The following is a 24,074-nucleotide window of genomic DNA, read 5'->3' on the forward strand; positions in this document are numbered from 1 at the left end:
TCTCTACACTGAGGTGGCCCGAGCTTGGAGGTGTCCATGGACGCACTGCACTGCGTGATCGAGATCCCGCGTCACTCCCGCAACAAGTACGAGGTCGACCATGAGACGGGGACCGTCTGGCTCGATCGCACGCTGTTCACGCCGATGGGCTACCCGCTTGACTACGGCTACATCGATTCGACATTGGGCGAGGACGGTGACCCACTCGACGTGCTGCTGTATCTGGATGTGCCGACGTTTCCAGGGTGCCATGTGAAGGGTCGTCCGGTTGCTGCGTTCGTGATGAGCGACGAGGCCGGTCGCGACGTCAAGATCCTCTGCGTGCCCCATGGGGATCCTCGCTACGACCACATTCGTGACCTCGGCGACGTCCACACGCACCTCCAACGGGAAGTCGCTCACTTCTTCGAGCACTACAAGGACCTCGAACCGGGCAAGTCGGTCGCGATCGAAGGGTGGGCCCCCCTCGAGCAAGCCCAGCGTGAGATCGATGCAGCGCTGGCGCGCTTCGAGCACGCCCACGGCAACGCCTCGCCGAGCCACTAGCCTGGCAGGTGACGTCCACCCACTGGTCGCGCCAGCGACCGCGAGCTGGGAAGGAGGCCTGCCCATGGACTCGCCGAACGACGAACGCGATCCCGAGGCCGTCCGCGACCTGATCGAGCAGCTGCGGCCGGCGGTACAGTACGACGGTGGCGATCTCGAACTCGTCGACGTGAACACCGAGACCGGCGTGGTTCGCGTCAGGCTGACCGGCGCCTGCTCGAGCTGCGCCATCTCGACGTCGACGATTCAACTCGGTGTCGAGCGGATCGTCAAGGGTCGCTTCTCGTGGGTCACCGCGGTGGAGGGCGAACTCGACGAGGAGTTCGACTTCGCCGCCTCGGCAGCCCTCGGACGCGGCGGCTGGGTACCGCTTCGGCCCCCCACCACCGCGTGAGGTGCACGCCCACTCCTCGCACTCGGTGACGCGCGAGGCGTCGGCCGCGCTGGTAGAGATCACGCGGCCCGAGCGCGCCAATGCGTTACGCGTCGACGACGCCGAGGCGCTCGCCGCGACCCTGGTCGCACTCGACGACGACCCCGGCGTTCGGGCCATCATCCTCCTCGGATCTCCCAGGTACTTTTCGGCCGGCGCGGACCTCGCAGACCTCGCAGACGAGGATGCACTCGCCCATATCGACCGCATCCACCGCCTGCTTCGACAGGTTCTCGCACTGCGGACCCCGACGATCGCCGCCGTACGGGGCGCAGCCGTGGGCGCCGGACTGAACCTGGCCCTTGCGTGCGACCTCGTCGTCGCCGGCACCAGCACGCGCGCGAGCGAGATGTTCATCCACCGAGGCCTCACGCTCGACTTTGCCGGCTCCGCCATCTTGAGCGCGCGGATCGGTCCGCATCGGGCCAAGGCGCTCGCCTTCTTCGGCGGCACGCTGACCCTCGACGAGCTCGCCATGCTCGTCAATCGCGTCGTGCCCGACGACGAGGTGCTCGACGTGGCCCGTGGCTGGGCTCACGATCTCGCCGAGCGCTCGCCACGCGCCCTGACCTTGAGCAAGCGCCTCATCGACCAAGCCGCGCCGTCACTCGGATCGGCGCTCGATCGCGAGATCATCGCCCAGCTCGCCGCAGCCAGCGATCCAGCAACACGCGCAGAGCTCGAGCGATGGCGCTAGCCCCACGTTGGATCGAAGACCCGCTGACAGGCCTCGAGGCCGAGCTCACGGTCGTCCAGCCGTACCAGGCCCACAAGTGGTATCGCTGCCCGGGATGCAACGGCGACATCGCACCGGGAACCGGACACCTCGTGGTCGTCCCGACCGACGCAAACGACCTGCGCCGTCATTGGCACCGCAGCTGCCTCGACTGGGAGCTCCGCCACGGCCATCGCCGCCGGCACCGACGAACGTGAGCAGTGTCCTCCTAGAGACCCGCTCTCGTGAGCGCTCGGTCGAGATCGCCCCAGAGATCCTCGACGTCCTCGAGACCGACCGACAGTCGCACGAGGCCCTCTCCGATACGGTCCTCTCCGGGGTAGCGTCCCCGGCGCTCGGCCAGGCTCTCGACACCCCCCAACGACGTCGCGTGGTGGAAGAGGCTCAGACCATCGAGCATGGCGTCGGCTTGCTGGGCACTCTCGAGTTCGAGGGCCACCAACGCCCCACCAGCCGACTGCTGCCGTCCGGGGCCGACGAGCTCGGAGTCGAAGCCGGGATAGCGCACCGTGTCGCCAAGGCGATCGCGAAGCCGCATCGCCAAGGTGGTCGCCGTCGCGCTGGCTCGTTCCACTCGCACGGCAAGGGTGCGCAGACCCCGGAAACACAGGTACGCCTCCACGGGACCGATGATGGCCCCCGTGAGCTCGCGCACCTCTCCCACGCGCGCAACGAGGTCCTCGTCGCTCGCCACGAGCACACCTCCGAGGACATCGGAATGGCCCGAGAGGAACTTCGATGCCGAGTGCACCACGACGTCGGCACCCAGCGTGAGCGGCCGCTGCAGCACCGGCGTCGCGAGGGTCGAGTCCACGGCGAGCAGACCTCCGCGCTCATGGATCCGCTTCGCGAGCGTCGCGATGGGATAGGTCACCAGGAGCGGGTTCGATGGCGTCTCGATCAGCACCACCGAGCCGGGAGCAAGGCGATCCAGGTGCGCATCGAGGTCGGAGGGCTCAACGAGCTCGATGCCCGGGATACGCGCACCGAGCCACCTGGCGAGCTGTCGCGTTCCCATGTACGAGTCGGCCACGACGAGGGCCCTCGGACCAAGGGCGAGCAGCAACGCGAACGTTGCGGCCGCACCCGAACCGAAGGCCACTGCGGTACCACCCTCGAGCTCACCGATCAGGGCTTCGAAGGCCTCCCAGGTCGGGTTCGTGTGGCGCCCGTAAGCAGAACGCTGGCCCTCGTAGTAGGTGGCATTGAGCGAGACCGAAGGATTCGGCCCGAAGAGACGGTCCTCGCTCGGCGGCAACTGCAAGAGGGTCGCGATCGAACGCCGTTCGACCACGTCGTCCTCCGGAGTGGCCATGCTCAGCTGGGATCCCGTCGAGGAAGCTCCTCGACGTTCACGTCTCGAAACGACACCACCCGCACATGATCGACGAAGCGCACTGGACGGTACATGTCCCACACCCAGGCGTCGTGCAGTTCGATCTCGACAAAGCTCAATCCGGCCTCCGCCTTCGGCTGCACAACGACCGAGTTCGCCAGATAGAAGCGGCGCTCGGTCTCAACCACAAAGCGAAACAGCGGGAGTACCGCCTTGTATTCCTGGTAGAGACCCAGCTCGACCTCGGTCTCGTACCGCTCGAGATCCTCAGCACTCATCGAGCAACGCCGTCACGCTGGCGGTCAGCGCTTCTCCTTGACCTTCGCGGCGCGACCGACGCGCCCGCGAAGGTAGTACAGCTTGGCACGACGCACGTCGCCCCGGGTCACCACTTCGATCTTGGCGATCGTGGGTGCGTGCACGGGGAAGATGCGCTCGACACCGATGCCGAAGCTCAGCTTTCGGACCGTAAAGGTCTCCTGCGCGCCCGACCCGTTTCGGCCGATGACGATGCCCTGGAACACCTGTACCCGCTCGCGAGATCCTTCCACGACCCGCACGTGCACCTTGACGGTGTCACCCGGGGCGAACTCGGGAACGTCCTCACGTAGCGAATCAGCATCGACGAGATCCGTGGCCTTCATCTTCGACCCTCTTGCTCCTTGACCCAGCGTGCAACCAGGTCAGCATAGCCGTAGCGCTCGAGGAGCGAGACCTCTTCGTCGGCGAGTCCGCCCCGTGCGACGATCAGATCTGGACGATGTCGTAACGTTCGAGCGAGCGCAGCGGCTCGCCGCCAACGAGCCACCTCCTGGTGGTCGCCACTGAGCAGCACCGGGGGGACCTCGAGGCCCTCGAACGAACGCGGCCTCGTGTACTGGGGATATTCGAGGAGCCCCTCGGCGCCGAAACTCTCCTCGACCGCCGAGGCCGTGTTGCCGAGCACGTGTGGCACCAGGCGCACGACCGCTTCGATGACCAGCAGCGCCGCGAGCTCACCGCCTTGGAGGACGACGTCGCCCACCGAGAGCAGCTCGTCGAAGACGCTGTCCTCGAGGCGCGCATCGAAGCCCTCGTAGCGCCCGCACACCAACGTGAATGCATCGAGGTCGGCGAGACGCTCGGCCTCGCGCTGCGTGAATCTCCGCCCAGCAGGAGACATCCCGATCCAGGGATGGGGGGCGTCAGCCACACGCAGAGCCGCCGCGAAGGGCTCGGGCTTCAGCACCATCCCCGCCCCCCCGCCAAAGGGAGTGTCGTCGACGGATCGGCGAGGATCGTCCGCGAAGCGACGCACGTCGATCACCTCGTAGTGGACCGCTTCGTCACGTGCTGCCCGCCCGAGGATCGACTGCGTCAAGACCCCCTCGACGAGCGCCGGGAAGATCGTCACGACCGCGATGCGCATGGCCGTGCTCAGTCGTCCAGGAGCCCGGGCGGAAGGTCGGCGACCACGTAGCCGTCGGCGACCTGCGTGATGAAGATGGAGGGGACCAAACCACCTCCTTCGAGGACCAGCAACTCGCTGGCCGGGTTCGCCTCGACCGCAACGATGCGGCCTCGATCGACGCCATCGGCGTCGACGAGTCGCGCACCCACGAGATCCGGAACGATCACCATGCCGTCCGGCAGTGCGACACGCTCCGCCCACAGGGAGTGCCCTCGGAGCTCCTCCGCGGCTTCTCGGCTCTCCACGCCTCGAAGGCGCACGATAGGCCGGTCGGGTTGGCCCCGCACCTCAGTGATCACCATAGCGACCTCGTCATCGAGCCACACGTGGGCGTCGGCGACGAATCGTCCTGGGACATCCGAGACGTGGTGAAGCGTCACAGCGCCCTTCACGCCGTGCGGGCGCCCGATGACCCCAATGCGGACCCTCGAACTCACCCGCGGCCGCGACGCCCTCCGGATCGGCCCCGAGGCCCACCTCGCCGAGGTCGATCGTGACCATCGGAGAACGACACCCGCGTCGACAGACCAGACCGCTGCGCAAGCGCCGCGACCACCGTGCGCACCGCCGTCGCGGTACGACCACCGCGACCAATGACTCGACCGAGCGCTTCCGTGGGAACCGTCACCGAGAGCGACAGCTCACCATCGCGCACCGGCTCGTGGCGCACGACGACGCGCTCGGCAACCTCCGGCGCGAGTGATCTCGTGAGGTACAGGACGAGCGACGACGCTCGCTCGATTGCGAGCCCCTGCGTCGGCGAGATCGACGGCTCGCTCGTCGCGGGCACGTTCGCGGAGTCGTCCACTACTCGGCCGCCTGCGCTCGCGCGAGCTCCAACAGCTTCGCAACGCGCTCCGATGGGGTCGCCCCCTTCGCGATCCACGACTCGGCCTTCGCCAGATCGATCGAGAAGCTCGACGGCTCCTGGCGTGGCTGGTACCAACCAAGGATCTCCAGGAACCGACCATCGCGAGGGGTCCGCGCATCGGCAGCGACGATGCGATACTGCGGCTGCTTCTTCTTGCCGGTACGAGTGAGGCGTAGCCGCACTGCCATCGAGAGGGACTCCTTCCGTTCCAGGTGCGCCAACTCGGGCGCTCGGTCGAACAGTCTAGACGCACCGACCTCGCCGTTACTTCCGCTTGCGCCGAGGAGGCTTGCGTCGCTTGGTCGCACTCGGCGCGCCAACACCCGCTTGGCGGAGCACCTTGTGCACGTCGCGAAACTGCTTGAGCAGCGCGGCGACCTGCGCTGGTTGTGTGCCCGAGCCACGCGCGATCCGAGCTCGCCTCGATGCATCGATCATGGTCGGATTGCTCCGCTCTTCCCTCGTCATCGACGAGATCATCGCCTCGATGCGTGTGAGCTCCGCATCATCGATGTCCTGGTTGCGCAACTCCTTGGGAACTCCGGGCAGCATGGCCAGTACCCCCTTCAGGGGCCCGAGCCGACGGACCTGGCGCATCTGCTCGAGCAGATCGTTGAGGTCGAAGCGGCCCTGGCGGAGACGATCCACTCCTCGCTGGGCTACCTCGTGATCCATCGTCGACTCGGCCCGCTCGATGAGTGAGAGCACATCGCCCATACCCAGGATGCGCGATGCCATGCGATCGGGGTAGAACGGCTCGAAGTCTTCGAGCTTCTCTCCCACCGAAGCAAAGGCGATCGGCTTGCCAACCACCTCGCGCACCGAGAGCGCAGCGCCCCCTCGTGCGTCGCCATCGAGCTTGGTGAGGATCACGGCCGAGATCGAGAGGCGCTCGTCGAACGCCTGAGCCACTCGTACCGATTCTTGACCCACCATCGCGTCGACGACCAGGAAGCGATAGTGCGGATCGATAGCCTCCGACACCATCTGCACTTCGCGCATGAGGGCTTCGTCGATGGCCAGGCGACCCGCTGTGTCGACGATGACGACGTCGCGCCCAAGTCGTCGCGCCTCGGCGACACCGTGACGAGCGACCGTCACGGGATCGTCCCCGTCGCTCACGACGGCGACGCCGGCTCGCTCGCCCAAGATCCGTAGCTGCTCGATCGCACCAGGGCGCTGCAGGTCGGCCGCGACCAGCAACGGCGACCGTCCCTCCCGTAGCTGCGCGAGCGCGAGCTTCGCAGCTGCGGTGGTCTTGCCGACGCCCTGGAGGCCGGCCAGGAGGATCACGGTCGGGGGTGTCGAGGCGTAGCGGAGACGGAAGGGCTCGCCGCCGAGCACCCGGAGGAGCTCATCGTGAACCGCCTTCACGACCTGCTGCCCGGGGGTCAGCGATGCCGACGCCATCGCACCGACAGCCGCCTCTTCGACGCGGGCGAGGATCGTGTCGACCACACGCACCGCGACGTCCGCCTCGAGCAGCGCGACTCGGATCTCGGCGAGCGCTTCGTCGACGTCGCGCTGGGTCAGTCGACTCTTGCGGCGAAGACGACCCAGCGCTCCGTCCAACCTGCCACTCAGCGTCTCAAACATCGGCCTCGTCTCCTCGCATGGAATCGGGTCCCGCCTCCGATCCACTCATGTCGAGCAAGGCATCGACGAAGTCATCAGGATCAAACGGTTGAAGGTCCTCGAGGGCCTCTCCCACCCCAACGAGCTTCACCGGCACCTTGAACTCGTGCTCGATCGCGAGCGCGATACCGCCCTTGGCTGATCCGTCGAGCTTGGTGAGGACGACCCCGGTGAGCCCAGTCACCTCGCCGAACACGCGGGCCTGACTCAACCCGTTCTGTCCCGTCGTCGCGTCGACCACCAACAAGACCTCGTCGACGTGGCCGGCCGCCTTCTCGGCGACCCGGCGGACCTTGCCAAGCTCCGCCATCAAGTTCGCCTTGTTCTGGAGACGCCCTGCGGTGTCACACACGACGACCGCGGCGCCACGCGCCTTGGCTGCGTCGACCGCATCGAACACAACGGCACCGGGATCGGCACCCTGCTGGCCCGCCACCAGCCGAACCCCGGAACGCTCCGCCCAGACCGCGACTTGTTCCGTTGCGGCCGCTCGGAAGGTGTCCGCAGCAGCGATCACCACATCTCCCCGCTCGCGCAAGCGCGCTGCGAGCTTGCCGACGGTCGTCGTCTTGCCTGCCCCGTTGACGCCGACCACGAGTATCACGGTCGGTAGCTCTGCCGCTACCGCAAGCGATCGGTCGCCACTCAGGAGGCGAGCACGCAGGGCTCTCCGGAGAGCCTGCCAGAGGTCATCTGCCGACGCGCCGCGTCCCGTCTCACGTCGAACCTCATCGAGGACCGCCGCCGTCAACGTGGGGCCGAGATCACTCTCGAGCAGGACCTCCTCCATCGTCTGGAAGAGCGCGTCCCGATCGAGCCCGCCGATTCGCCGACGCAGGTCCCGGAACCGACCCGATGAGCGTCGCATCGCACCCTCGAGGGTGCGCGGACGAGACTGACCGATGACCGCTGCGGCTTCGTCCGGCGCTGCCGATTCGCTCGCCGGAATCGACTCTTCGCGCGCATGCGGGCCCACGCGTGGACGACGACGAACAAGCAGTGCCGCCGTGGCAATCGCGAACACGAGAACGACCAGCAATACGATGTCCAAGACCATCGCCAAAGAGCGTAGGCGACCGGCACAGGAGCGTCGCCGACCAGGCAGACGCCGTGCTGGCCGCGACGTCAATCACCATTGGTCGGTCGGGCAGCGCCAGGACCATCGCTACGAATTCTTCCTCGGCAACTGCAACGCTGGGCTCAGTCGTAGCGATTGCCCCTGTTGCCGCCACAGGGGCGCGGCCCTAGGACAAGGAGGAACTATGGCACTCGGAGTCGGCTCACTGAGCAAGCTACTCAGCATGCTCTCGGCAAAGGCCGCCATCGCGACCGCATCCGCCGTCGTTGCGACAGGCACGGTGGCAGCAGCGGCCACTGGAAACCTTCCCGCATCAGCCCAGAACGTAGCGTCACAGCTCGCGGCGTCAGTGGGCATCACGATCCCAACAGCCACGGCAGTAGCCCCGACCGCGTCAGCGACGCCAGCCACTCCGGCGACGCCAGCCACTCCGGCGACTCCGGCAACGCCAGCCACTCCGGCGACTCCGGCAACGCCAGCCACTCCGGCGACTCCGGCAACGCCAGCCACTCCGGCGACGCCGGCCACTCCGGCGACTCCGGCAACGCCAGCCACTCCGGCGACGCCGGCGAGTCACGACAACTCCCCTGACACCGCACAGCAAGAGCTCCAGTCTTCCAACGACCATCAGCAGAGCACGGATCAGCAGAGCACGGATCAGCAGAGCACGGATCAGCAGGTCGCCAATCCCGGGACCACGCTGACCTCTCCTGCTGGGACAACGAGCCAGGACGGCTCGAGCAGCGACTCTCAGGCGAGTTCAAGCACGCAGAGCAGTTCATCCGACAACTAACCGAGCGGACGCTGCACGCGCCACACCACACCATCGCAGCGTGCAGGCCCAGTGGAACGAGGAGCGAACATGCCGGAGGCGGCGATGTCGACCGACGACGCGCAACGCGAGTCCGTCGACATCGATCGCCTCCGTACAGGCGACCCGGACGAATTCGGGCGATGGGTACGTCACGTTGGCCCGGCCCTACGAGGATTCCTCCGCGCCTCAGGAGTTGCAGACGTCGACGACATCCTGCAGGATGTGTGGCTTCGGCTGGTCCGTTCTCTCAGTCGCTTCGACGGCGACGAAGACGGTTTACGCCGCCTGACGTTCACGATCGCCTATCGATCGCGTGCGGATGCACTACGCGCGCTTGGACGGCGCCGCGAGGTCGCTTTCGATCCTGCCGAACTCCCACATCCGACGTTGTCGCCGGAGGACATCGATGACGGCACCGTCACAGCCCTCCTCAGACGGCTACCGGAGCAGCAAGCGCTCGTGATCGGCCTTCGTGTCTTCGGCGGCTTCGCTGCCACTGAGGTAAGCGACATGCTCGGGATACCCGATGCGACCGTACGGAGCCTCGCACATCGGGGACTCAAGGCCATGGCACGGCTCCTCGAGCAACAATCCCCGTCGTCGCTGGAGGCACCCTCGTGAGCACTTCCACCACTTTCACCGACCGCCTCACGGCGCTTGCGAGCGAGGTCGCGCTCGAGACCAGGGAACAAGAGCTACTGGCGACGGTCTGCGCACGGTCGTCTGCTTGGCCGACGGAACTCCCCGACAGCTACGTTCGCAACGTCACGGAGCTGGTCACAGCAGAGTTCCGCAATCTCGCAGCATCCACCACCAGCCAGCGTCGTGCCACACATGCGTGGGCCTCGTGGTTCCGCTCTCGCTGGCTCATCGTCGCGGCGGTCCTGAGTGCCGCAAGTGGGGGCGTCGCGTTCTCCGGTGCCCTCGCCCACGCTCTCCACCGTGTGGAGTCGATCGTCCTCGCCCCGACGCCAAGCACCCACCAAGGGACGCTGAACGGTTCGCAACCAGCCATTGGCTCATCGGCCGGCATACCACCGTCGGGTCTTCGCGAACAGGGGGGCCAACAGTCCTCTGGCTCCGCGACAGCGACGGCAACCCCAGCGCAGAGCCGCGACACCGGCGACGAACACCACCCGCTTGGAACGGTACGATCAATCCCTTCGTCATCGCCACCGGTCGAATCGCCTACGCCGAACGACCAAGCACCCCCATCCGACATCAGCCAGCAAGCTGGCGACGCTTCCTCGTCGCCTGCTCCATCGGACCACACGGACAGCTCCTCGAGCCCCTCCGACCAGTCGACCAGTACGACCGGGTCATCGAACCAGTCAAACACGACATCCACGTCGCAGGACCAGTCGAGCAGTGCGACCGGGTCATCGGACCAGTCGAACACGACATCCACGTCGCAGGACCAGTCGAGCGCCGCTACGTCCAGCGCCAGCAGCTCGAACCCAGACAACTAGGCGACGAAGACCCGTCGGAGTCCGCGAGCGACACGGGACGTCGCGTGGCTAGTCCGTCGCGACCTGAACGCCCTCAAGGCCCGCCTCGCCAAGGTCATGACGCACGACCGTCGATACTCCGCTCGGCGCAATCGAGACACCAAGCAGCACATCGGCGGCCTCCATGGTCCGTCGCTGGTGGGTCACCACGAGCACCTGGCTCGAGCGTCCCACCCGGCGCAGCAGTTCGACCAGACGAGTCAGATTGCGCTCGTCGAGCGCGGCGTCGGCTTCGTCGAGCACGAGAAACGGTACGGGTCGAACCTCCAGCATGGCGAACAACAGCGCGAGCCCCACGAGCGAGCGCTCGCCGCCCGACAGCAACGCCAACCGACGCACGCGCTTGGTTGGCAGATCGACATCGACACGAACCGTCGCCGCCAGCGGATCGGCACCAGCCTCGAGCTCGACCGAACCGCCTCCGCCAGGGAAGAGCTCCCCAATGATGCTCCGAAACGCCGACCCGACCTCCTCGACCGTGGTCAGCACGCGGCGGCGCATCTCCTCCTCGAGCCGCTCGAGTCCCTCACTGATGACAGCCCGCACCCCACGGGCCTCCGCAAGCACCGCGCCGAGCTCCTCTCGTCGAGCGTCGAGCTCGCGCAACTGGACACTCGCGAGACCGTTCACCTCGCCGAAGGTCCCCAAGGCATCTTCGACCTCGTGCAACGTCCGCTCAACGTCGTTCGGTGCGACATCCGAGGGCAGGCGGGCACCTTCGATGTCAGCGAGCTCGACGTGGAGGCGAAGGCACCACATCTCTTGCTCGGCGGCGAGCCGGGCTCGAGCTCGCTCGGCGCGCCCCATCGCCTCGAGCAATCGCTCACGCGCCGTCACGAGCGCTGCCTCGGCCGACCGACGTTGCATCCGCAGCCGCTCGGCCTCGGCACGGTGCCGCGACTCCCAAGCAAGCAGCAGCTGCAGCTGCTCGTCAAGACCGCGCAGCGTGAGGGCAACTGCGTTCGCCAAAGCGTGGGCACGCTCCACGAGCTCACGTGGTACTGGCGTCGCACGAACCCTGGCCTCGTCAAGGCGCGCACGTTCGCGCTCGAGCTGATCGAGGCGCTCCCGAGCCGCCAACGCCCGCTGCTGCTCTCGAGTCGCATCCAGTCGCACGCCGACGAGCTGCTCATCAAGCGCTTGCCGAGCCCGCTCTGCGGCCTGGCCAGCTTCGATGGCCATCGCCAGTCGGTCGGCCGCCGCCGCCTCTCGCGCTTGAAGTTCGGCGGCGCGACGTCCGACATCCTCGTCGACGTCCTCGATGTCGACAGTCGGGAGCTCTGTCGCGAGGCGCGCGACGACCGTCGCGCGATCGCGATCGATCCGCGCCTGCTCGGTCCTGATCCGCTCGAGATCCCGGCGCCTCGCTTCACGACGGTTGAGCTCCTCGACATGCGTGCTGCGACATCGCTCGACAACGGCTCGCGCCTCCCGAAGCGCCGCATCAACGGCCGCGAGCTCCTCGCCGACGCCCTGGAGCTCCGCGGCGATCGTCACCGCCTCATCCTCGAGCTGACGCCGTCGTAGCCGCAGCAACGCACGAATGCTGCGACCCCGCCGAATCCACCCATCGTCGCTCACCCAGCCGGCAGCGTCGACGAGGAGACCGTGCGCTCGGCCGACACGCACCTCCTCGAGCACGCTCTCGACGACTCTCGCCTGTGCGAGTCGCGCACCCAGTGGTCCGGGCGCCCAACCCACCGCCGCACTCCCGTGCTCCCCTTCGACCTCCTCGATGACGACGGCGCTTTCCACCTCGACCGTCGGGTCGAGCTCGCCGACCGACTGAACGATCCGCGCCTCGGCGAGCTCGCCGAGCGCAGCAAGCGCGACGTCAATGCCAGCTGTCCCCGAACGCACGACATCGATCGTCAGTCGGCCCTGCCCCTCGTCCCCGACGGCCTCGAGCACGCTCCGCAGCTCAACATCGATGCGACGTGCTTCGGCCGTCAAACTGCTGTGTCGTTCGGCAAGGACTGCACGATCTCGCTGAACACGCTCGACCAGCTCCCCGGCCTCGGCGAGCTCGCGGGCTGCGTCCGCGAGCGCCTCCTCGGCCTCGGCCAACGCTGCCTCGGCCGCCGCACGCTCGGCGGCCAACGCCGCATCTCGGTCGTTCAAGTGGCGCTCGAGCTCGCGGTCACGCGCCCGTTCGAGCCGCACCCGCTCCGCCTGCGCGCGCGCACGCTCCGCGGCCCGCTCGCGCTCCTGGAGAAGCGTCTCGAGACGCACGCGCTCGCGACGCACCTGATCGAGCTCTGCCCGCAGCGGCTCGACGTCGACGGTCTCGATCGCGGCTCGTTCCTGCTCGAGACGCTCGCGCATCAGCGCGAGTGCGCGTGCGCGCTCCTCGAGTCCGGTCAGGGTCGCGACCACCTCATCATGCTCCTCCGCGATCGCCCGCCGTCGCTGGTCGCGAGCACGCTCGGCATCGACGAGGCGCTGGTGCTCATCGATCGACGCGATCGCCCGTGTCAAGCGCACCTCGAGCTCGCGAAGACGCCGCGCACCCTCTGCGACCGGCTCCGGGTCCACACGAGGCGCATCGTCGACCTCCCCCTCGAGGAGTACGAGTGCCGCCTCGGCATCGGCAACGTCGCGACTGCACGACTCAACGTCACGCTCCGCAGCCGCAAGCTCTTCGGCACGGCGCTCGAGCGCTCGACGAGCCGCCGCGAGCGCGAGTACCTGCCATCGGGCCTCGAGCGCGCGACGTGCCTCCGCGCGCTCGACCTGCGCGACCAGCGGTCGACGTTGGCGTCGAAGGTCTCGGTCCTCGCGCTCGAGCTCCGCCAGCGCCTCCTCCGCACGCCGGAGTTGCTCGAGGGTCACCTGCCGTTGGCGCCGGAGCAGCGTGACCCTCGATGCGTCCTCCAGCATGGTGCGCAGGACGTCACCGGACGCCCCAGCGAGGGCATCGATCTCGCCCTGGGAGACGACGACGTGTTGGCTCCGACCGATGTTCGCCCCTTGGAGGACCTCCACCACGTCCTGGAGACGCGCCGCACGGCCGTTGATTCGATAGCTCGCCTCTCCCCCACGCTCGACTCGCCGGGTCAGAGCGATCTCCGCGACACCAAGTCCGCTCTCGTCGTCTGGGTCGTCCAAGGTGAGTTCGACCTCGGCCCGACCGAGCGCAGGACGGTGCGCGCTGCCCTGGAAGATCACCTCGTCCATGCGAGCGAGTCGGAGCATCCTGGGACTCTGGGTGCCGAGCACCCAGGTCAGAGCATCGACGACGTTCGACTTCCCGGATCCATTGGGCCCGACGATCGCGTTGATCCCCGATCCGAATCGCACCGTGACCGGATCCGCGAACGACTTGAAACCGCGCATCGTGAGCGCACGTAGTCGCACTCAGCCCCCTCCCTGCTGGCACCGCGGGCACCAGTGCGCTGATCGGCCCTGCAAGACCCTCCGGACGATCGACGTAGCGCACCTGGGGCACGGACTGCCCGCACGTTGGTAGACGGCGAGGCGCGCGCCAAAGGCGCCAGGCCGATCGAGCGGGTCGCGATAGGCCCGATCCGCGAAGGTCGTACCGCCCGCTGCGAGCGCCTCCCGGGCGACATCGCCCGCAGCCTCGGCGATCGCCACGAGGCGTCGCCCCAGCACGTTCATCGGGGTGCTCGGATGGACACCGACACGAAAGAGGGTCTCGTCAGCGTACATGTTGCCAAGACCCGCCACCACGCGCTGATCCAGGAGCGCCGTCTTGATCGCACGCCGAGACCTCGCAGCGTGCCGTTCGAGGCTCGCTGCGATCTCCTCCTCGGGACCGAACACGTCGGGACCGAGCCCCGCGAGCCGACGCGGCCGCCCGTCGGTGCCGAGGACGTCAACGAAGGCCTCGGAGAACGTGCGCGGATCGACCAGTGTGATGACGGCGCGACGGAAGTCGAGAACGAGCTGGACGTGGGTCGCCGTCGCCGAGGCGTCCGAGACGACGAGACGTCCAGCCATGCCGAGGTGCACGACCAGCGCGTCGGTGCCGAGATCGAACACCAGGAACTTGCCGATGCGTCGCATCGACACGATCGGGCGCCCCGACACCGTCGCCAAGAGCTCCGGGTCGTGCCGGCGCACGAGGCGCCGTCCAACCATGCGGATCCCCTCGAGCGTCGCCCCCTCGACACGTGCGGCCAGCACCTCGCGCACCCGCTCGACCTCAGGCGCCTCCGGCACGCTCCGGCTCCGATGGGCGTGGCGAGGCGCGGCGGCTACTGCGACGCCGCGGGGGTCGCGAGGGAGCCTCCGTCGTTGCCTGAGCGAGGCCGGCAGCTTCTGCCCGACGGTTCGCCTCGAGGATCGCAAGGCGGCACGCCTCCTGCTCCGCCTCCTTGCGCGACGCCCCTTCGCCGGCTGCCTCGAAGCCTCCAGGAAGCTGCACGACGACCCGATAGCGACGGTCGTGATCGGGCCCGGACCACGAGACTTTGTAGCGGGGTGGCTGGTGGTGCAGCTTGGCGAGCGCTTGATGGAGCAGGGACTTGTAGTCACCGAGCACCAGGTCGCCATCGACGCGCTCCAGCGAGGGCCCGAGGATCGCGAGGACGAACGCGACCGAGAGCTGGAATCCTCCGGCGAGATAGACAGCACCAGCGAGCGCCTCGACCGCGTTGGCCGCCAGGACAGGGCCAAGAGCATCTGCTTGGCCGACCGTGATCGCCTCGAGCAGCCCGCCTTGGACCCCGACGGAGCCGAGCGAGCGTCGAGAGACGAGAGCTGAGCGCACCTGGGTCAGGCGACCCTCATCGACGTCCGGATAGCGCCGATAGAGATAGTCGGAGACCACGAGCTCGATCACCGCGTCGCCGAGGAACTCCAACCGCTCGTTGGAGTCCAGCGGATCGCGGCTCGCTGACTTGTGGACGAGCGCTTGACGTACGACCGGATGGTCGCGGAGCGCAGCGGGAATGAGCTCGAGGATCGACCGCTCCCGCCGCTTCGCTCGGCTCACGCCTCTCGGGTCACGCCGAGCACCTCGGCGACGTAGTCAACGGCGTCACGCAACGTACGGAGATCCTCGAGATCCTCGTCCTCGATCCGGAAGGTGTGATCGCCTTGGGAGAACTCGGACTCGATGGCCTCCACCAGCTCGATCAACGCCAGTGAATCGGCGTCGAGGTCGTCGACGAACGACGAACTCTCGCTGATGCGCCCTTCGTCGATCTCCAAGATGTCCGCGAGCTGCTTGCGAATGACCTCGTAGATCGCGGCTCGAGTCAGTTCCTCAGGCACGGTTCGACTCCTTCGCTTCGTAGTGTCGAATGGTCGAGACGACGTCTCCCTCTGCGAGCTGGACCGCGTTGCGAATCGCACTCGCGACTGCCCGCTCGTTCGAGGCGCCATGGCCGATCAGCACCAGGCCGTCGACACCGAGCAGCGCCGCCGCGCCCGTGGCATCGGGCGTCAGCTCGTTCCACAGCGGGAGCAGTCGCTCGATCGCGGCGTCGGCGACCGCATCGCTCTCCCCTGCTGGTGCCAACGCCGACAGCACCGCATGCGCAAAGGTGCGGGCCGCGCCCTCGAGCGCCTTCAGCACCACGTTGCCGGTGAAACCGTCCGTGACGACGACGTCGACGCGGTCGCTCATGACGTCACGCCCCTCGACGTTGCCGAGGAAGGTGATCCGCGCATCGCCCTCGAGGCGCGCGAAGGTCTCCTTGACGAGCGACGTCCCCTTCCCGGGCTCCTCGCCGATCGACAACAGGCCGACGCGCGGCGCCTCCAGCCCGAGACGCGCTCGAGCGTACACCGTCCCCATCAAGGCGAAATCGTGCAGCCACGCCGCTTGGACCTCGGTGTTGGCGCCCGCATCCAACAGCACCGTCGGGGTCGCGCCTGGCACCGGCAACTCGACCGTAATGGCCGGTCGCGCCACGCCCTTGATCCGACCCAACTTGAGCAACGCGGTCGCCATCGCGGCGCCAGAGTTGCCGAAGGTCACCGCCGCACCGGCGCGACCTTGCTTCACGAGCTCGGTCGCGACCACCATCGAGGCGTCGCGCTTACGCCGAGGCGCGCTCGCAGGGTCGTCGGTCATCTCGATGACCTCGCTCGCCACCACACGCTCGACGCCGCTCGGCAACGCCGCGAGTGCCTCGGCGGTGCCGACCGCGATCACGGCGGCTCCCTCAGCCCGCGCGATGCCCTCCGCGACCACCGCTGAGCCGAGGTCGGTCCCCATCAGGTCGACCGCAATCGGCAGCACGAGCCCCTAGCCCTGGATCTCGACCGCGGGACGACCGCGATAGTAGCCACACTGCGGACAGACGGCATGGGAGCGCTTCGCCGCACCGCAACTCGGGCAACTGGCCGCGCCGGCGACCACGAGGCGCCACGCCGATGCGCGGCGAGACCGGGACTTCGCCTTGGAAGTCTTCTTCTTAGGAACAGCCATCGTCTCTCACTCTTCCTTGCCACCGGGACCGGGGGATCATGCTAGCGCCCCGAGCCACCCTCACCTTGCGACTGTCCCAGCTCGTCGAGGATCGCGAAGGGACCGTCGACCTCGGGTTGGCACTCGCACGGACCCTCGTTCAGGTCCGCACCGCAGCGCGCACACAGCCCACGGCACTCATCGCGACACAGAGGCAGAACGGGGAGCTCGAGCACCAGCGCATCGTGCACGAACTCCGACACGTCGAGGACGTCGCCGTGGTAACCATACGCATCGTCGGTGGTGGGGCCCTCGCGATAGAGCTCTCGCCCTTCGACGACGAGTGGCCCTTCGGCTGGTGCCAGGCATCGCACGCACTCGCCTCGCCACCGTGTGGTTGCACGGAGGGTCACCAGCATGCCTTCGCCAACCGCCTCGACGTGACCGGCCACCTCGATGGGCTCCGTCGGCTCCACGCGCGACGACGTCACCGCGATGTCATCCAAGCTGCCGACGAATCCGAAGCGCTCCAAGGCGGCGCTCCCGTGTCGCAGCGCGACCACCGACACCGCGAACTCACGCATCGCCGACCTCCTCATCCAGCGCCTCTCCCGACGCCAGCGCACTCGGCACCGTACCGGAGCCCGCCGCTTGGAGCCGCTCGCGGCCGCGCCGGGTCGCGGTCAAGAGCTCGTCGAGCGCGATCTCCACCGCTGCCAGACGGCGATCCAGGAAGTCCTCGGTCTGCAACCGGAGCCGCGCAGCACGCTCCTTGGCATCGAGCACGATGCGCGCGGCTTCGTGTTCGGCCGCTCGAACGATCTCCGTGTGCGACACGAGCGCCTCGGCCTGCTGACGTGCTGCGTCGAGGATCGCCTCAGCCTCGAGCGAGGCTCGCGCAAGGAACTGCTCCCGCTCGCGCAGCAGCCATCGTGCCTCGCGCAGCTCCTCGGGCAACGACTCCATCGCTTCGTCGATGAGCGCAAGGACGTCATCACGTACCACGATCACCGACGCCGAGAGGGGCACCCCGCGCGCCTCGCTCACGAGGGTACGAAGCTCCTGGAGCGCCGCGAGCGTCGTGCTGCCGTCGGAGCCAACCGCCGTCAAGGCCGACCCCCGAGGCGGCCATCGAGCGCCTTGGCAACGACGACGGGCACGAACGAGGTCACGTCGCCGCCGTAGGCTGCGATCTCCCTGATCAACTTCGACGACAAGAACGAGTGTTCGGACGATGTCGGGACGAAGAGGGTGTCCACGCCGGACAGCGTGCGATTCATCTGCGCCATCTGGAGTTCGATCTCGAAGTCGCTGACCGCACGCAGACCGCGCACGATCACCGTTGCGTCCACTGCCCGTGCCAGATCGACGACCAAGCTCGACAACGCTACCACCCGAACGTTCTCGAGGTCATCGACCGCCGCAGCGATCAACGCCATGCGCTCATCGAGCGAGAACAGCTGCGACGCCTTCTGCGGGTTACGCATCGCCGCAACCACCACCTCGTCGAAGAGCGCACTCGCTCGCTCGACGACCTCCCGGTGCCCGTTGTGGAACGGGTCAAACGAACCCGGGAATAACGCGCGCCTCACTGTGCCTCCCGCGCTCGGCTCGTCTGGTAGGCCCGAGCGGCTCACGGCGCCGGAACGAAGAGCCCGACCTGGGTACCACCATAGCGCCGCCAGCGCTCCGCTCGCCAACGCTCGCCGAGTTCCACCGGAGAGGCTGCCTCGACGACGACCCAACGAGCGTTCGGGAGCTGGGGGCCGAGGTCCTCGAAGGAGCGCCGGACGTAGGGCGGATCCACGAACACCACGTCGACGTCCATCGAACGCCCCTCGGACGCGAGGAACCGCTCGACGCTCGTCGGACGAACGCTGAGACGGGAGGCGACCTCGAGTGCGTCGGCGGCACGCCGCACGTCGGCTGCGAGTCGCGCATCACGATCGACCCACACGACGCAGGCGGCACCGCGCGAGAGCGCTTCGAACGTGAGGCCACCGGCCCCGGCGAAGAGGTCGACGACTCGCGCACCCTCGAGGTCGACCCGCGCCTCCACCATCGCAAAGATCGCCTCGCGCACGCGAGCTGCGGTCGGGCGCGTGCCGCTCGGCACCCGCACCGGGACGACCCGACCACCGAGGGATCCGCCGATGATACGCAGCACGCCTAGCTCCGGAGCAGGTATGCCAGCTGGTCGGGGTCGGCGACCAGTGCGAGTTCCCGCGCGAGCCTCGGATGCTCGCGGAGGCTCGGGTCGACCTCGAGCAATCGGGTGGCGTGGTGGCGTGCCGCCTCGACCAAGGGGCGATCGCGCACGACCGAGGCGAGCTTGAGGTCGCTCCTGCCCGATTGACGCGCACCGAGGACCGTGCCCTCGCCGCGCAGCACGAGGTCGACCTCGGCGAGCTCGAAGCCGTCCGTCGTACGTTCGAGAGCCTCCAGGCGCGCCGCCGTCGGGCCCTGGTCGGTCTCGGCGAGAAGGAAGCACGCCGACGCGTGCTCGCCACGGCCCACCCGACCGCGCAGCTGATGCAGCTGGGCGATGCCGAAGCGGTCGGCGTCTTCGATGATCATCACGGTCGCGTTTGGCACGTCCACGCCGACCTCGATCACGGTCGTCGCGACGAGCACGTCGATGATGCCCGCTCGAAACGCCGCCATCTGCCGGTCCTTCTCGCGCGCCGGCATGCGGCCATGGAGCAGTCCGAGCCGGAGTCCGGCGAGCTCCGAGTTGCCGAGCCTGGCGAACTCTTCCTCGGCCGAGCGCGCCTGGAGCCGTTCGCTCTCTTCGACGAGAGCGCAGACGACGTAACCCTGCCGACCTCGGCCGACCTCTGCCCGCAGGTAGTCGAAGGCCTCGACGTAGGCGCTCCGTTCACGCAGCCACTTCGTGCGGATCGGCGTCCGCCCCGGTGGGAGTTCGTCGATCACGGAGAGGTCGAGATCGCCGTAGACCGTCATCGCCGCAGTTCGAGGTATCGGTGTGGCTGTCATGACGAGCGTGTCCGCCACACGCCCGGCGATCTCCGCATGACGATCGCGCAACAACGAACGCTGCTCCACGCCGAAGCGATGCTGCTCGTCGACCACGACGAGCCCAAGCGAAGCGAGGTTGACTCCCTCGGTGAGCAGGGCATGGGTCCCGACGACCAGATCGATCGTTCCGCGGGCCAACCCCTCGACGATGTCGGCTCGGCGCTTCGAGGCCACAGTCCCCGTGAGGAGGGCGACCTCGATCGGCGCTACCTCGTCATCGAAGAGGCCCGGTGTGCGCTCCCGAGCCTCACGAGCAGTGCCAAGCAGCGACAGGATCGTGCGGAAGTGCTGTTCAGCGAGCACCTCTGTGGGCGCGAGCAACGCGGCTTGATGGCCGCCTTGGATCGCGAACAGCGCAGCAATCAGCGCGACGAGCGTCTTGCCGGCTCCGACGTCGCCCTGGAGGAGCCGATGCATGGGCCGGTCCCGCTGCATGTCACCGGCGATATCGGTGACCACTCGGCGCTGGGCAGCCGTGAGTGAGAACGGGAGTCGGGCGAGCAGTTCTGCCACGCGCCGACCGGTCCCAGGCCCGAACGGAGCAACGTCGTGGGCGAAGCCACGCTGGTGAGCATCGCGCTCCCGTCGTACGAGACCGAGCATGACCTGGATGCGAAAGAGTTCCTCGAAGGCGATGCGGCGTCGAGCTTCGAGTCGCTGCTCGAGCGTGGCCGGCGCATGGATGGCGCGGAGCGCTTCCTCGCGCCCGAGCAGACCCAGCGCATCTCGCACCGCCCTCGGGATCGTCTCCGCGATCGGGGAGAAGCGCTCGAGGAGTCCGAGAACCGCACTCGCGATGGCACCAGAGTCGATCCCGGCCCCGTCGCGCAGCGGATAGAGCGGCACGATCCGACCCGTACGGTCGCCGATGGGGTCGACGAGCGGGTTGACGAGCTGACGCTCCTTGCGAAAGAGTTCGACCTTGCCGAACACGGCGATGTCGCCGTGGAGCCGTCCGAGCTGCTTCGCACGCCACGGCTGGCGGAAGAAGCGCAGCCCGACCGACCCCGTCTCGTCGACCAGCCGCGCCTCCACCAGCGTCATGGAGCGCTTGCGCGTCGGCACGACACGGACGCTGGCGATGCGTCCGATCAGCACGACCTCTTCGCCCGGAACCGCGTCGGCGATCATGACGTGGCGGGTGCGATCGACGTAGCGCCGGGGATAGTAGGTCACAAGGTCGTAGGCCGTCACGACGTCGAGCGCCTCGAGACCCTTCACGACCTTCGGTGACAGCCACGCAAGGTCCGCAAGCGCCGTCGCTGCGAGATCCTCGAGTCCGACGCCACTCATTCCACGCCAAGCAGGTAGGGATAGAGCGGCTGCCCTCCCTCGATCACCTCGAGTTCGACACCGTGATGGCGATCGAACACGCCCGCAAGGGCCGCCTCCACGCGTTCACGATGACCCCGCTCCCCGACGATCACGGTCACGATCTCGCCTCCGGGCTCGAGCAAGCGCTCGCACAGGCCGACGAGCACGGCCTCCGGGTCCGGTCCCACCGACACGATGCCTTGATCGCTGATACCGATCGCAGAACCGGCACCGAACACCCCGCCCTGCCAGGATCCATCGCGGACGGCAACGGTGACCTCGCCCCAGCGAACCCGTCGCGCGGCCTCGGTCATGCGCCGCTCGTTCTCTGAGAGCCCCGACTCTGGGTCGTAGGCCATGAGCGCGGCGAAGCCCTGCACGAGGTGGACGGTCGGCACGATCGCGACCTCAGCGTCGACGAGTCCGATCATTGCCGAGGCCGCAGCGAGGATGTTGGCGTTGTTGGGCAGGACGATGACCTGCTTGGCGTGCGTGGAGCGCACGGCATCGACGAGTTCTGCGATCGACGGGTTGGCGCCTTGGCCCCCTGCAACGATGCTGGCGACACCGAAGGACCGAAACAGCCGCGCGATCCCGCTCCCCGTGCCGACGGCAACGACCGCGGTCGCCGGAGGCGACGGCTCGGCTGCTGGCGGCGCGTCGCGCACCCAGGCGACTTCGCCGGTCTGCTCACGCAGATCGGTGACGGAGAGATCGCGTACCCGACCCGCGTCGATGCCGCCTTGGATGGCGGCAGCGATGTCGTTCGTGTGGACGTGGCAACGCCAGACGGTGCCATCACCGACGATCACGATGGAGTCGCCGAGGCCGGCCCAGACCACCCGGAGCGCGTCCACCTGGCGCTCGGGTGCCTCCAGGGAGAACATCACCTCGTAGCGCAGCTCGTCCTCGCGATCGGACGCCACCAGCTCGGCCGCCGACAGATCACGGACGCTCGCGACCGGGACCGCGATGTCGTCGAGCCATGGATAGGGACCGACGCTCGTCGTGAGTCCGAGCGCAGCGCTCATCGCCTCGAGGACGACGACCAAGCCCGCGCCGCCCGAGTCCACGACGCCAGCGGCTGCCAGCACCGCGAGCTGGGTAGGGGTGCGCTCCTCGGCGGCTCGAGCAGCGTCGATCGCCGCGGCGGGGTCACTGGCCCCAGCGGCGGCGTCGATGACGCTGAGCATCGTGCCGGGCTTCGGGTCCAGCACCGCCGCGCGAGCGCTCGCCGACGCCGCCTCGAGCCCACGCATCCATCCGCGCGCTCGATCAGGGTCGCTGGCGAGTTCTCGTACGAGCGAGCCCAGGATCTGGGCCAGGATGACCCCAGAGTTCCCACGCGCCGCGAGCAGAGCGCCACGAGCGACGGAACCGGCGAACGCCGCGCAGTCGTCGGTATCGCCTCGGCGAGCAGCCTCGGCCATGCCCTCGAGCGTTCGGAGCATGTTCGAACCGGTGTCCCCATCCGGGACCGGGAACACGTTGAGCCGATCGACCGCATCACGCACCGACGCCAACCCGGCGACGGCAGCCTCGATCGCCTGCGTGAGCTGTGCGCAGGCACTCTGACGTTCTGCCACCGCCCGCATGCTAGCCTCGAAGGCCCGAGACGTCGCCGAGCCTCGTCGCTCGCGCCGTCCTCACGATCGTAAAGGAGACCGAATGGCGAGCGTCTGCGAGATCTGCGGCAAGGGGCCGCGCGTGGGCATGAAGCTGTCACATTCCCACCGGCGCACCAAGCGTCGCTTCCTCCCGAACGTCCAGCGCGTGCGCGTCCTCGAAGGAGCCACGACCCGTCGGCGGTTCGTCTGCACGTCGTGCCTCCGAGCCAACAAGGTCGTCAAGCCATAGCCACGATGGGCCCGACGCGAGCGCTGCTCTGGCTCTCGTTTGGATCACCCGAGCGGCCGGAGGACATCTGGCCGTTCCTCGAGCGCGTGGTCGCTGGGCGGGGTGTCCCGCGCGACCGTCTGGCGATCGTGCACGACCAATACCTCGCCACTGGAGGCTCGAGCCCCCTCAACGCACTCAACCGCACGTTGATCGAACGCACCCGAGCAGCGTTCGACGCAGCCGACATCGACCTGCCGATCGTGTTCGGCAACCGAAACTGGGATCCACTGGTCGACGAGGCGGTCAAGGAGCTAGGGAGGCTCGGTGCGACCGACGTCCTCGTGTTCGCGACCTCGGCGTACGGCTCCTACTCGGGGTGTCGGCAGTACCGCGAGGACGTCGAACGGACGAATCCCCCATTCACCTGGACGAAGGTGCCACCGTTCGCTGGCCATCCCCGCTTCCTGGCAGCCCAACGCGAGATCCTCGCGTCGTTCCTTGCGACCCACGATCTCGACCCCGAGCACACCTTCGTCGTCGCCACGGCGCACTCGATCCCGGTCGCCATGGCCGCCAACAGTCAGTACCAGCGCCAGCTTGCCGAGGTTCGAGCAGCGCTCAACCAGGTTGCTCGCACCTACGGCCTCGTCGTCGAGGAGGCCTACCAGAGTCGCTCTGGCGATCCGCGCACGCCGTGGCTCGAGCCTGACGTCGGCGATGCGATCGACCGCGCCGCCAGCGAGCGCACGCTCGCCGACGTCGTGTGCATCCCCATCGGGTTTCTCTCGGACCATCAAGAGGTTCGCTACGACCTCGACATCCTTGCCCGCGAACGCGCAGAAGCCCGCGGCGCGAGGTTCTGGCGCCTCGAGACCATCGGCGAACACGGGCCGATCCCCGAGATCGTCACCGACTTCACCCAGGCCTGGCTCGAGGGGCGAGACCTCAGATCGCTCCTCCCGTCTGAGCCGGCCCTGTGCACCGGCACCTGCTGCCAGCCCCTGCACGCTCGACCCAGCAGGAGTGTGTCGGGCGCGTAACGACTCGATGACACCTCCGGCCGACGGCGCGGGATCGTTGCGGGTCGAGTTGC

At 68.0% G+C, this 24,074-nt stretch carries 28 protein-coding genes; 7 read left to right on the forward strand and 21 right to left on the reverse strand.

The features are described from left to right. The first annotated feature begins 36 nt into the window (after nucleotides 1-36). The 4 genes from AFER_RS07715 to AFER_RS07730 all read left to right on the forward strand — a co-directional run bounded on the left by AFER_RS07715 (nucleotide 37) and on the right by AFER_RS07730 (nucleotide 1,912). The gene (locus AFER_RS07715) at nucleotides 37-546 is read left to right on the forward strand and encodes an inorganic diphosphatase (RefSeq protein WP_015798893.1); all 510 of its coding nucleotides are present in this window, start codon (nucleotides 37-39) and stop codon (nucleotides 544-546) included. A 64-nt stretch (nucleotides 547-610) separates the two neighbouring features. Next, on the forward strand, nucleotides 611-940 hold the full coding sequence (locus AFER_RS07720; protein ID WP_015798894.1) for a NifU family protein: 330 nt from the start codon (nucleotides 611-613) through the stop codon (nucleotides 938-940). Nucleotides 941-965: 25 nt separating this feature from the next. Beyond that, complete coding sequence (locus tag AFER_RS07725) at nucleotides 966-1,676, forward strand: enoyl-CoA hydratase/isomerase family protein (RefSeq protein WP_171788974.1); 711 nt, start codon at nucleotides 966-968, stop codon at nucleotides 1,674-1,676. Then, nucleotides 1,667-1,912: an Rv1322 family protein gene (locus AFER_RS07730; protein ID WP_015798896.1), complete on the forward strand. Its 246-nt coding sequence runs from the start codon at nucleotides 1,667-1,669 to the stop codon at nucleotides 1,910-1,912. Before AFER_RS07725 ends, AFER_RS07730 begins: the two co-directional genes overlap by 10 nt. Before the next feature lie 11 nt (nucleotides 1,913-1,923). Here the strand turns inward: AFER_RS07730 and AFER_RS07735 are convergent, their stop codons facing one another. The 9 genes from AFER_RS07735 to ftsY form a co-directional block, all read right to left on the reverse strand. Then, entirely contained in the window at nucleotides 1,924-3,030 is a 1,107-nt protein-coding gene (locus tag AFER_RS07735) for a trans-sulfuration enzyme family protein (protein WP_049755415.1), read from the reverse strand. A gap of 2 nt (nucleotides 3,031-3,032) precedes the next feature. Then, nucleotides 3,033-3,329: a DUF2469 domain-containing protein gene (locus AFER_RS07740; protein WP_015798898.1), complete on the reverse strand. Its 297-nt coding sequence runs from the start codon at nucleotides 3,327-3,329 to the stop codon at nucleotides 3,033-3,035. Nucleotides 3,330-3,353: 24 nt separating this feature from the next. After that, the gene (gene rplS, locus AFER_RS07745) at nucleotides 3,354-3,695 is read right to left on the reverse strand and encodes a 50S ribosomal protein L19 (RefSeq protein ID WP_015798899.1); all 342 of its coding nucleotides are present in this window, start codon (nucleotides 3,693-3,695) and stop codon (nucleotides 3,354-3,356) included. Next, nucleotides 3,692-4,459: a tRNA (guanosine(37)-N1)-methyltransferase TrmD gene (trmD, locus tag AFER_RS07750; RefSeq protein WP_015798900.1), complete on the reverse strand. Its 768-nt coding sequence runs from the start codon at nucleotides 4,457-4,459 to the stop codon at nucleotides 3,692-3,694. Before trmD ends, rplS begins: the two co-directional genes overlap by 4 nt. Nucleotides 4,460-4,467: 8 nt before the next feature. Continuing rightward, nucleotides 4,468-4,938, reverse strand: a complete 471-nt coding sequence (gene rimM / locus AFER_RS07755; RefSeq protein WP_015798901.1) for a ribosome maturation factor RimM — start codon at nucleotides 4,936-4,938, stop codon at nucleotides 4,468-4,470. After that, on the reverse strand, nucleotides 4,935-5,291 hold the full coding sequence (locus AFER_RS07760) for a KH domain-containing protein (RefSeq protein ID WP_245526001.1): 357 nt from the start codon (nucleotides 5,289-5,291) through the stop codon (nucleotides 4,935-4,937). Before AFER_RS07760 ends, rimM begins: the two co-directional genes overlap by 4 nt. A gap of 17 nt (nucleotides 5,292-5,308) precedes the next feature. Continuing rightward, complete coding sequence (gene rpsP / locus AFER_RS07765) at nucleotides 5,309-5,560, reverse strand: 30S ribosomal protein S16 (protein ID WP_015798903.1); 252 nt, start codon at nucleotides 5,558-5,560, stop codon at nucleotides 5,309-5,311. A 76-nt stretch (nucleotides 5,561-5,636) separates the two neighbouring features. Continuing rightward, nucleotides 5,637-6,968, reverse strand: a complete 1,332-nt coding sequence (ffh, locus tag AFER_RS07770) for a signal recognition particle protein (RefSeq protein WP_015798904.1) — start codon at nucleotides 6,966-6,968, stop codon at nucleotides 5,637-5,639. After that, entirely contained in the window at nucleotides 6,961-8,064 is a 1,104-nt protein-coding gene (gene ftsY / locus AFER_RS07775) for a signal recognition particle-docking protein FtsY (RefSeq protein ID WP_015798905.1), read from the reverse strand. The genes ffh and ftsY overlap by 8 nt, the downstream gene beginning before the upstream one ends. An 883-nt stretch (nucleotides 8,065-8,947) precedes the next feature. Between ftsY and AFER_RS11190 the strand changes: the two genes are divergently transcribed. Then, nucleotides 8,948-9,520: an RNA polymerase sigma factor gene (locus AFER_RS11190; protein ID WP_049755416.1), complete on the forward strand. Its 573-nt coding sequence runs from the start codon at nucleotides 8,948-8,950 to the stop codon at nucleotides 9,518-9,520. Between the two features lie 896 nt (nucleotides 9,521-10,416). Here the strand turns inward: AFER_RS11190 and AFER_RS11195 are convergent. Genes AFER_RS11195 through AFER_RS07845 form a run of 12 tightly spaced genes read right to left on the reverse strand, consistent with a single transcriptional unit; the run spans nucleotide 10,417 to nucleotide 22,728 of the window. Further along, nucleotides 10,417-13,764, reverse strand: coding sequence for a chromosome segregation SMC family protein (locus tag AFER_RS11195; protein ID WP_015798909.1), 3,348 nt, complete (start codon nucleotides 13,762-13,764; stop codon nucleotides 10,417-10,419). Further along, nucleotides 13,765-14,592 (reverse strand): bifunctional DNA-formamidopyrimidine glycosylase/DNA-(apurinic or apyrimidinic site) lyase, encoded by an 828-nt coding sequence (gene mutM / locus AFER_RS07800; RefSeq protein ID WP_015798910.1) that lies wholly within the window; start codon nucleotides 14,590-14,592, stop codon nucleotides 13,765-13,767. Then, nucleotides 14,576-15,367: a ribonuclease III family protein gene (locus AFER_RS07805; protein ID WP_015798911.1), complete on the reverse strand. Its 792-nt coding sequence runs from the start codon at nucleotides 15,365-15,367 to the stop codon at nucleotides 14,576-14,578. Before AFER_RS07805 ends, mutM begins: the two co-directional genes overlap by 17 nt. Beyond that, a complete protein-coding gene (locus AFER_RS07810) occupies nucleotides 15,364-15,648 on the reverse strand; it encodes an acyl carrier protein (protein ID WP_015798912.1) in 285 nt (94 codons plus the stop codon). Before AFER_RS07810 ends, AFER_RS07805 begins: the two co-directional genes overlap by 4 nt. After that, complete coding sequence (gene plsX, locus AFER_RS07815; protein ID WP_015798913.1) at nucleotides 15,641-16,621, reverse strand: phosphate acyltransferase PlsX; 981 nt, start codon at nucleotides 16,619-16,621, stop codon at nucleotides 15,641-15,643. The genes AFER_RS07810 and plsX overlap by 8 nt, the downstream gene beginning before the upstream one ends. A gap of 6 nt (nucleotides 16,622-16,627) precedes the next feature. Beyond that, complete coding sequence (rpmF, locus tag AFER_RS11715) at nucleotides 16,628-16,810, reverse strand: 50S ribosomal protein L32 (RefSeq protein ID WP_083769353.1); 183 nt, start codon at nucleotides 16,808-16,810, stop codon at nucleotides 16,628-16,630. 41 nt (nucleotides 16,811-16,851) lie between these two features. After that, complete coding sequence (locus AFER_RS11200) at nucleotides 16,852-17,373, reverse strand: YceD family protein (RefSeq protein WP_015798914.1); 522 nt, start codon at nucleotides 17,371-17,373, stop codon at nucleotides 16,852-16,854. Further along, nucleotides 17,366-17,836: an ATP synthase subunit B family protein gene (locus AFER_RS07825; RefSeq protein WP_171788975.1), complete on the reverse strand. Its 471-nt coding sequence runs from the start codon at nucleotides 17,834-17,836 to the stop codon at nucleotides 17,366-17,368. Before AFER_RS07825 ends, AFER_RS11200 begins: the two co-directional genes overlap by 8 nt. Nucleotides 17,837-17,895: 59 nt before the next feature. Then, nucleotides 17,896-18,381 (reverse strand): pantetheine-phosphate adenylyltransferase, encoded by a 486-nt coding sequence (coaD, locus tag AFER_RS07830; protein ID WP_015798916.1) that lies wholly within the window; start codon nucleotides 18,379-18,381, stop codon nucleotides 17,896-17,898. Between the two features lie 41 nt (nucleotides 18,382-18,422). Then, nucleotides 18,423-18,956, reverse strand: coding sequence for an RsmD family RNA methyltransferase (locus AFER_RS12395; protein ID WP_015798917.1), 534 nt, complete (start codon nucleotides 18,954-18,956; stop codon nucleotides 18,423-18,425). 2 nt (nucleotides 18,957-18,958) lie between these two features. Beyond that, on the reverse strand, nucleotides 18,959-21,121 hold the full coding sequence (recG, locus tag AFER_RS07840) for an ATP-dependent DNA helicase RecG (protein WP_015798918.1): 2,163 nt from the start codon (nucleotides 21,119-21,121) through the stop codon (nucleotides 18,959-18,961). Next, a complete protein-coding gene (locus AFER_RS07845) occupies nucleotides 21,118-22,728 on the reverse strand; it encodes a fatty acid kinase ATP-binding subunit FakA (RefSeq protein ID WP_171788976.1) in 1,611 nt (536 codons plus the stop codon). Before AFER_RS07845 ends, recG begins: the two co-directional genes overlap by 4 nt. 127 nt (nucleotides 22,729-22,855) lie before the next feature. On the opposite strand from AFER_RS07845, the gene AFER_RS07850 reads away from it, so the two are divergent. Both AFER_RS07850 and AFER_RS07855 read left to right on the forward strand, forming a co-directional pair. After that, the gene (locus tag AFER_RS07850) at nucleotides 22,856-22,999 is read left to right on the forward strand and encodes a large ribosomal subunit protein bL28 (protein ID WP_245526036.1); all 144 of its coding nucleotides are present in this window, start codon (nucleotides 22,856-22,858) and stop codon (nucleotides 22,997-22,999) included. Further along, nucleotides 22,966-24,021 carry a ferrochelatase gene (locus AFER_RS07855; protein WP_245526002.1) on the forward strand — a complete coding sequence of 352 codons (1,056 nt, stop codon included), beginning with the start codon at nucleotides 22,966-22,968 and terminating at the stop codon, nucleotides 24,019-24,021. Before AFER_RS07850 ends, AFER_RS07855 begins: the two co-directional genes overlap by 34 nt. The last annotated feature ends 53 nt before the right edge of the window (nucleotides 24,022-24,074 follow it).

Origin of the sequence: Acidimicrobium ferrooxidans DSM 10331 (assembly GCF_000023265.1) — a bacterium.
GTDB lineage: Bacteria > Actinomycetota > Acidimicrobiia > Acidimicrobiales > Acidimicrobiaceae > Acidimicrobium > Acidimicrobium ferrooxidans.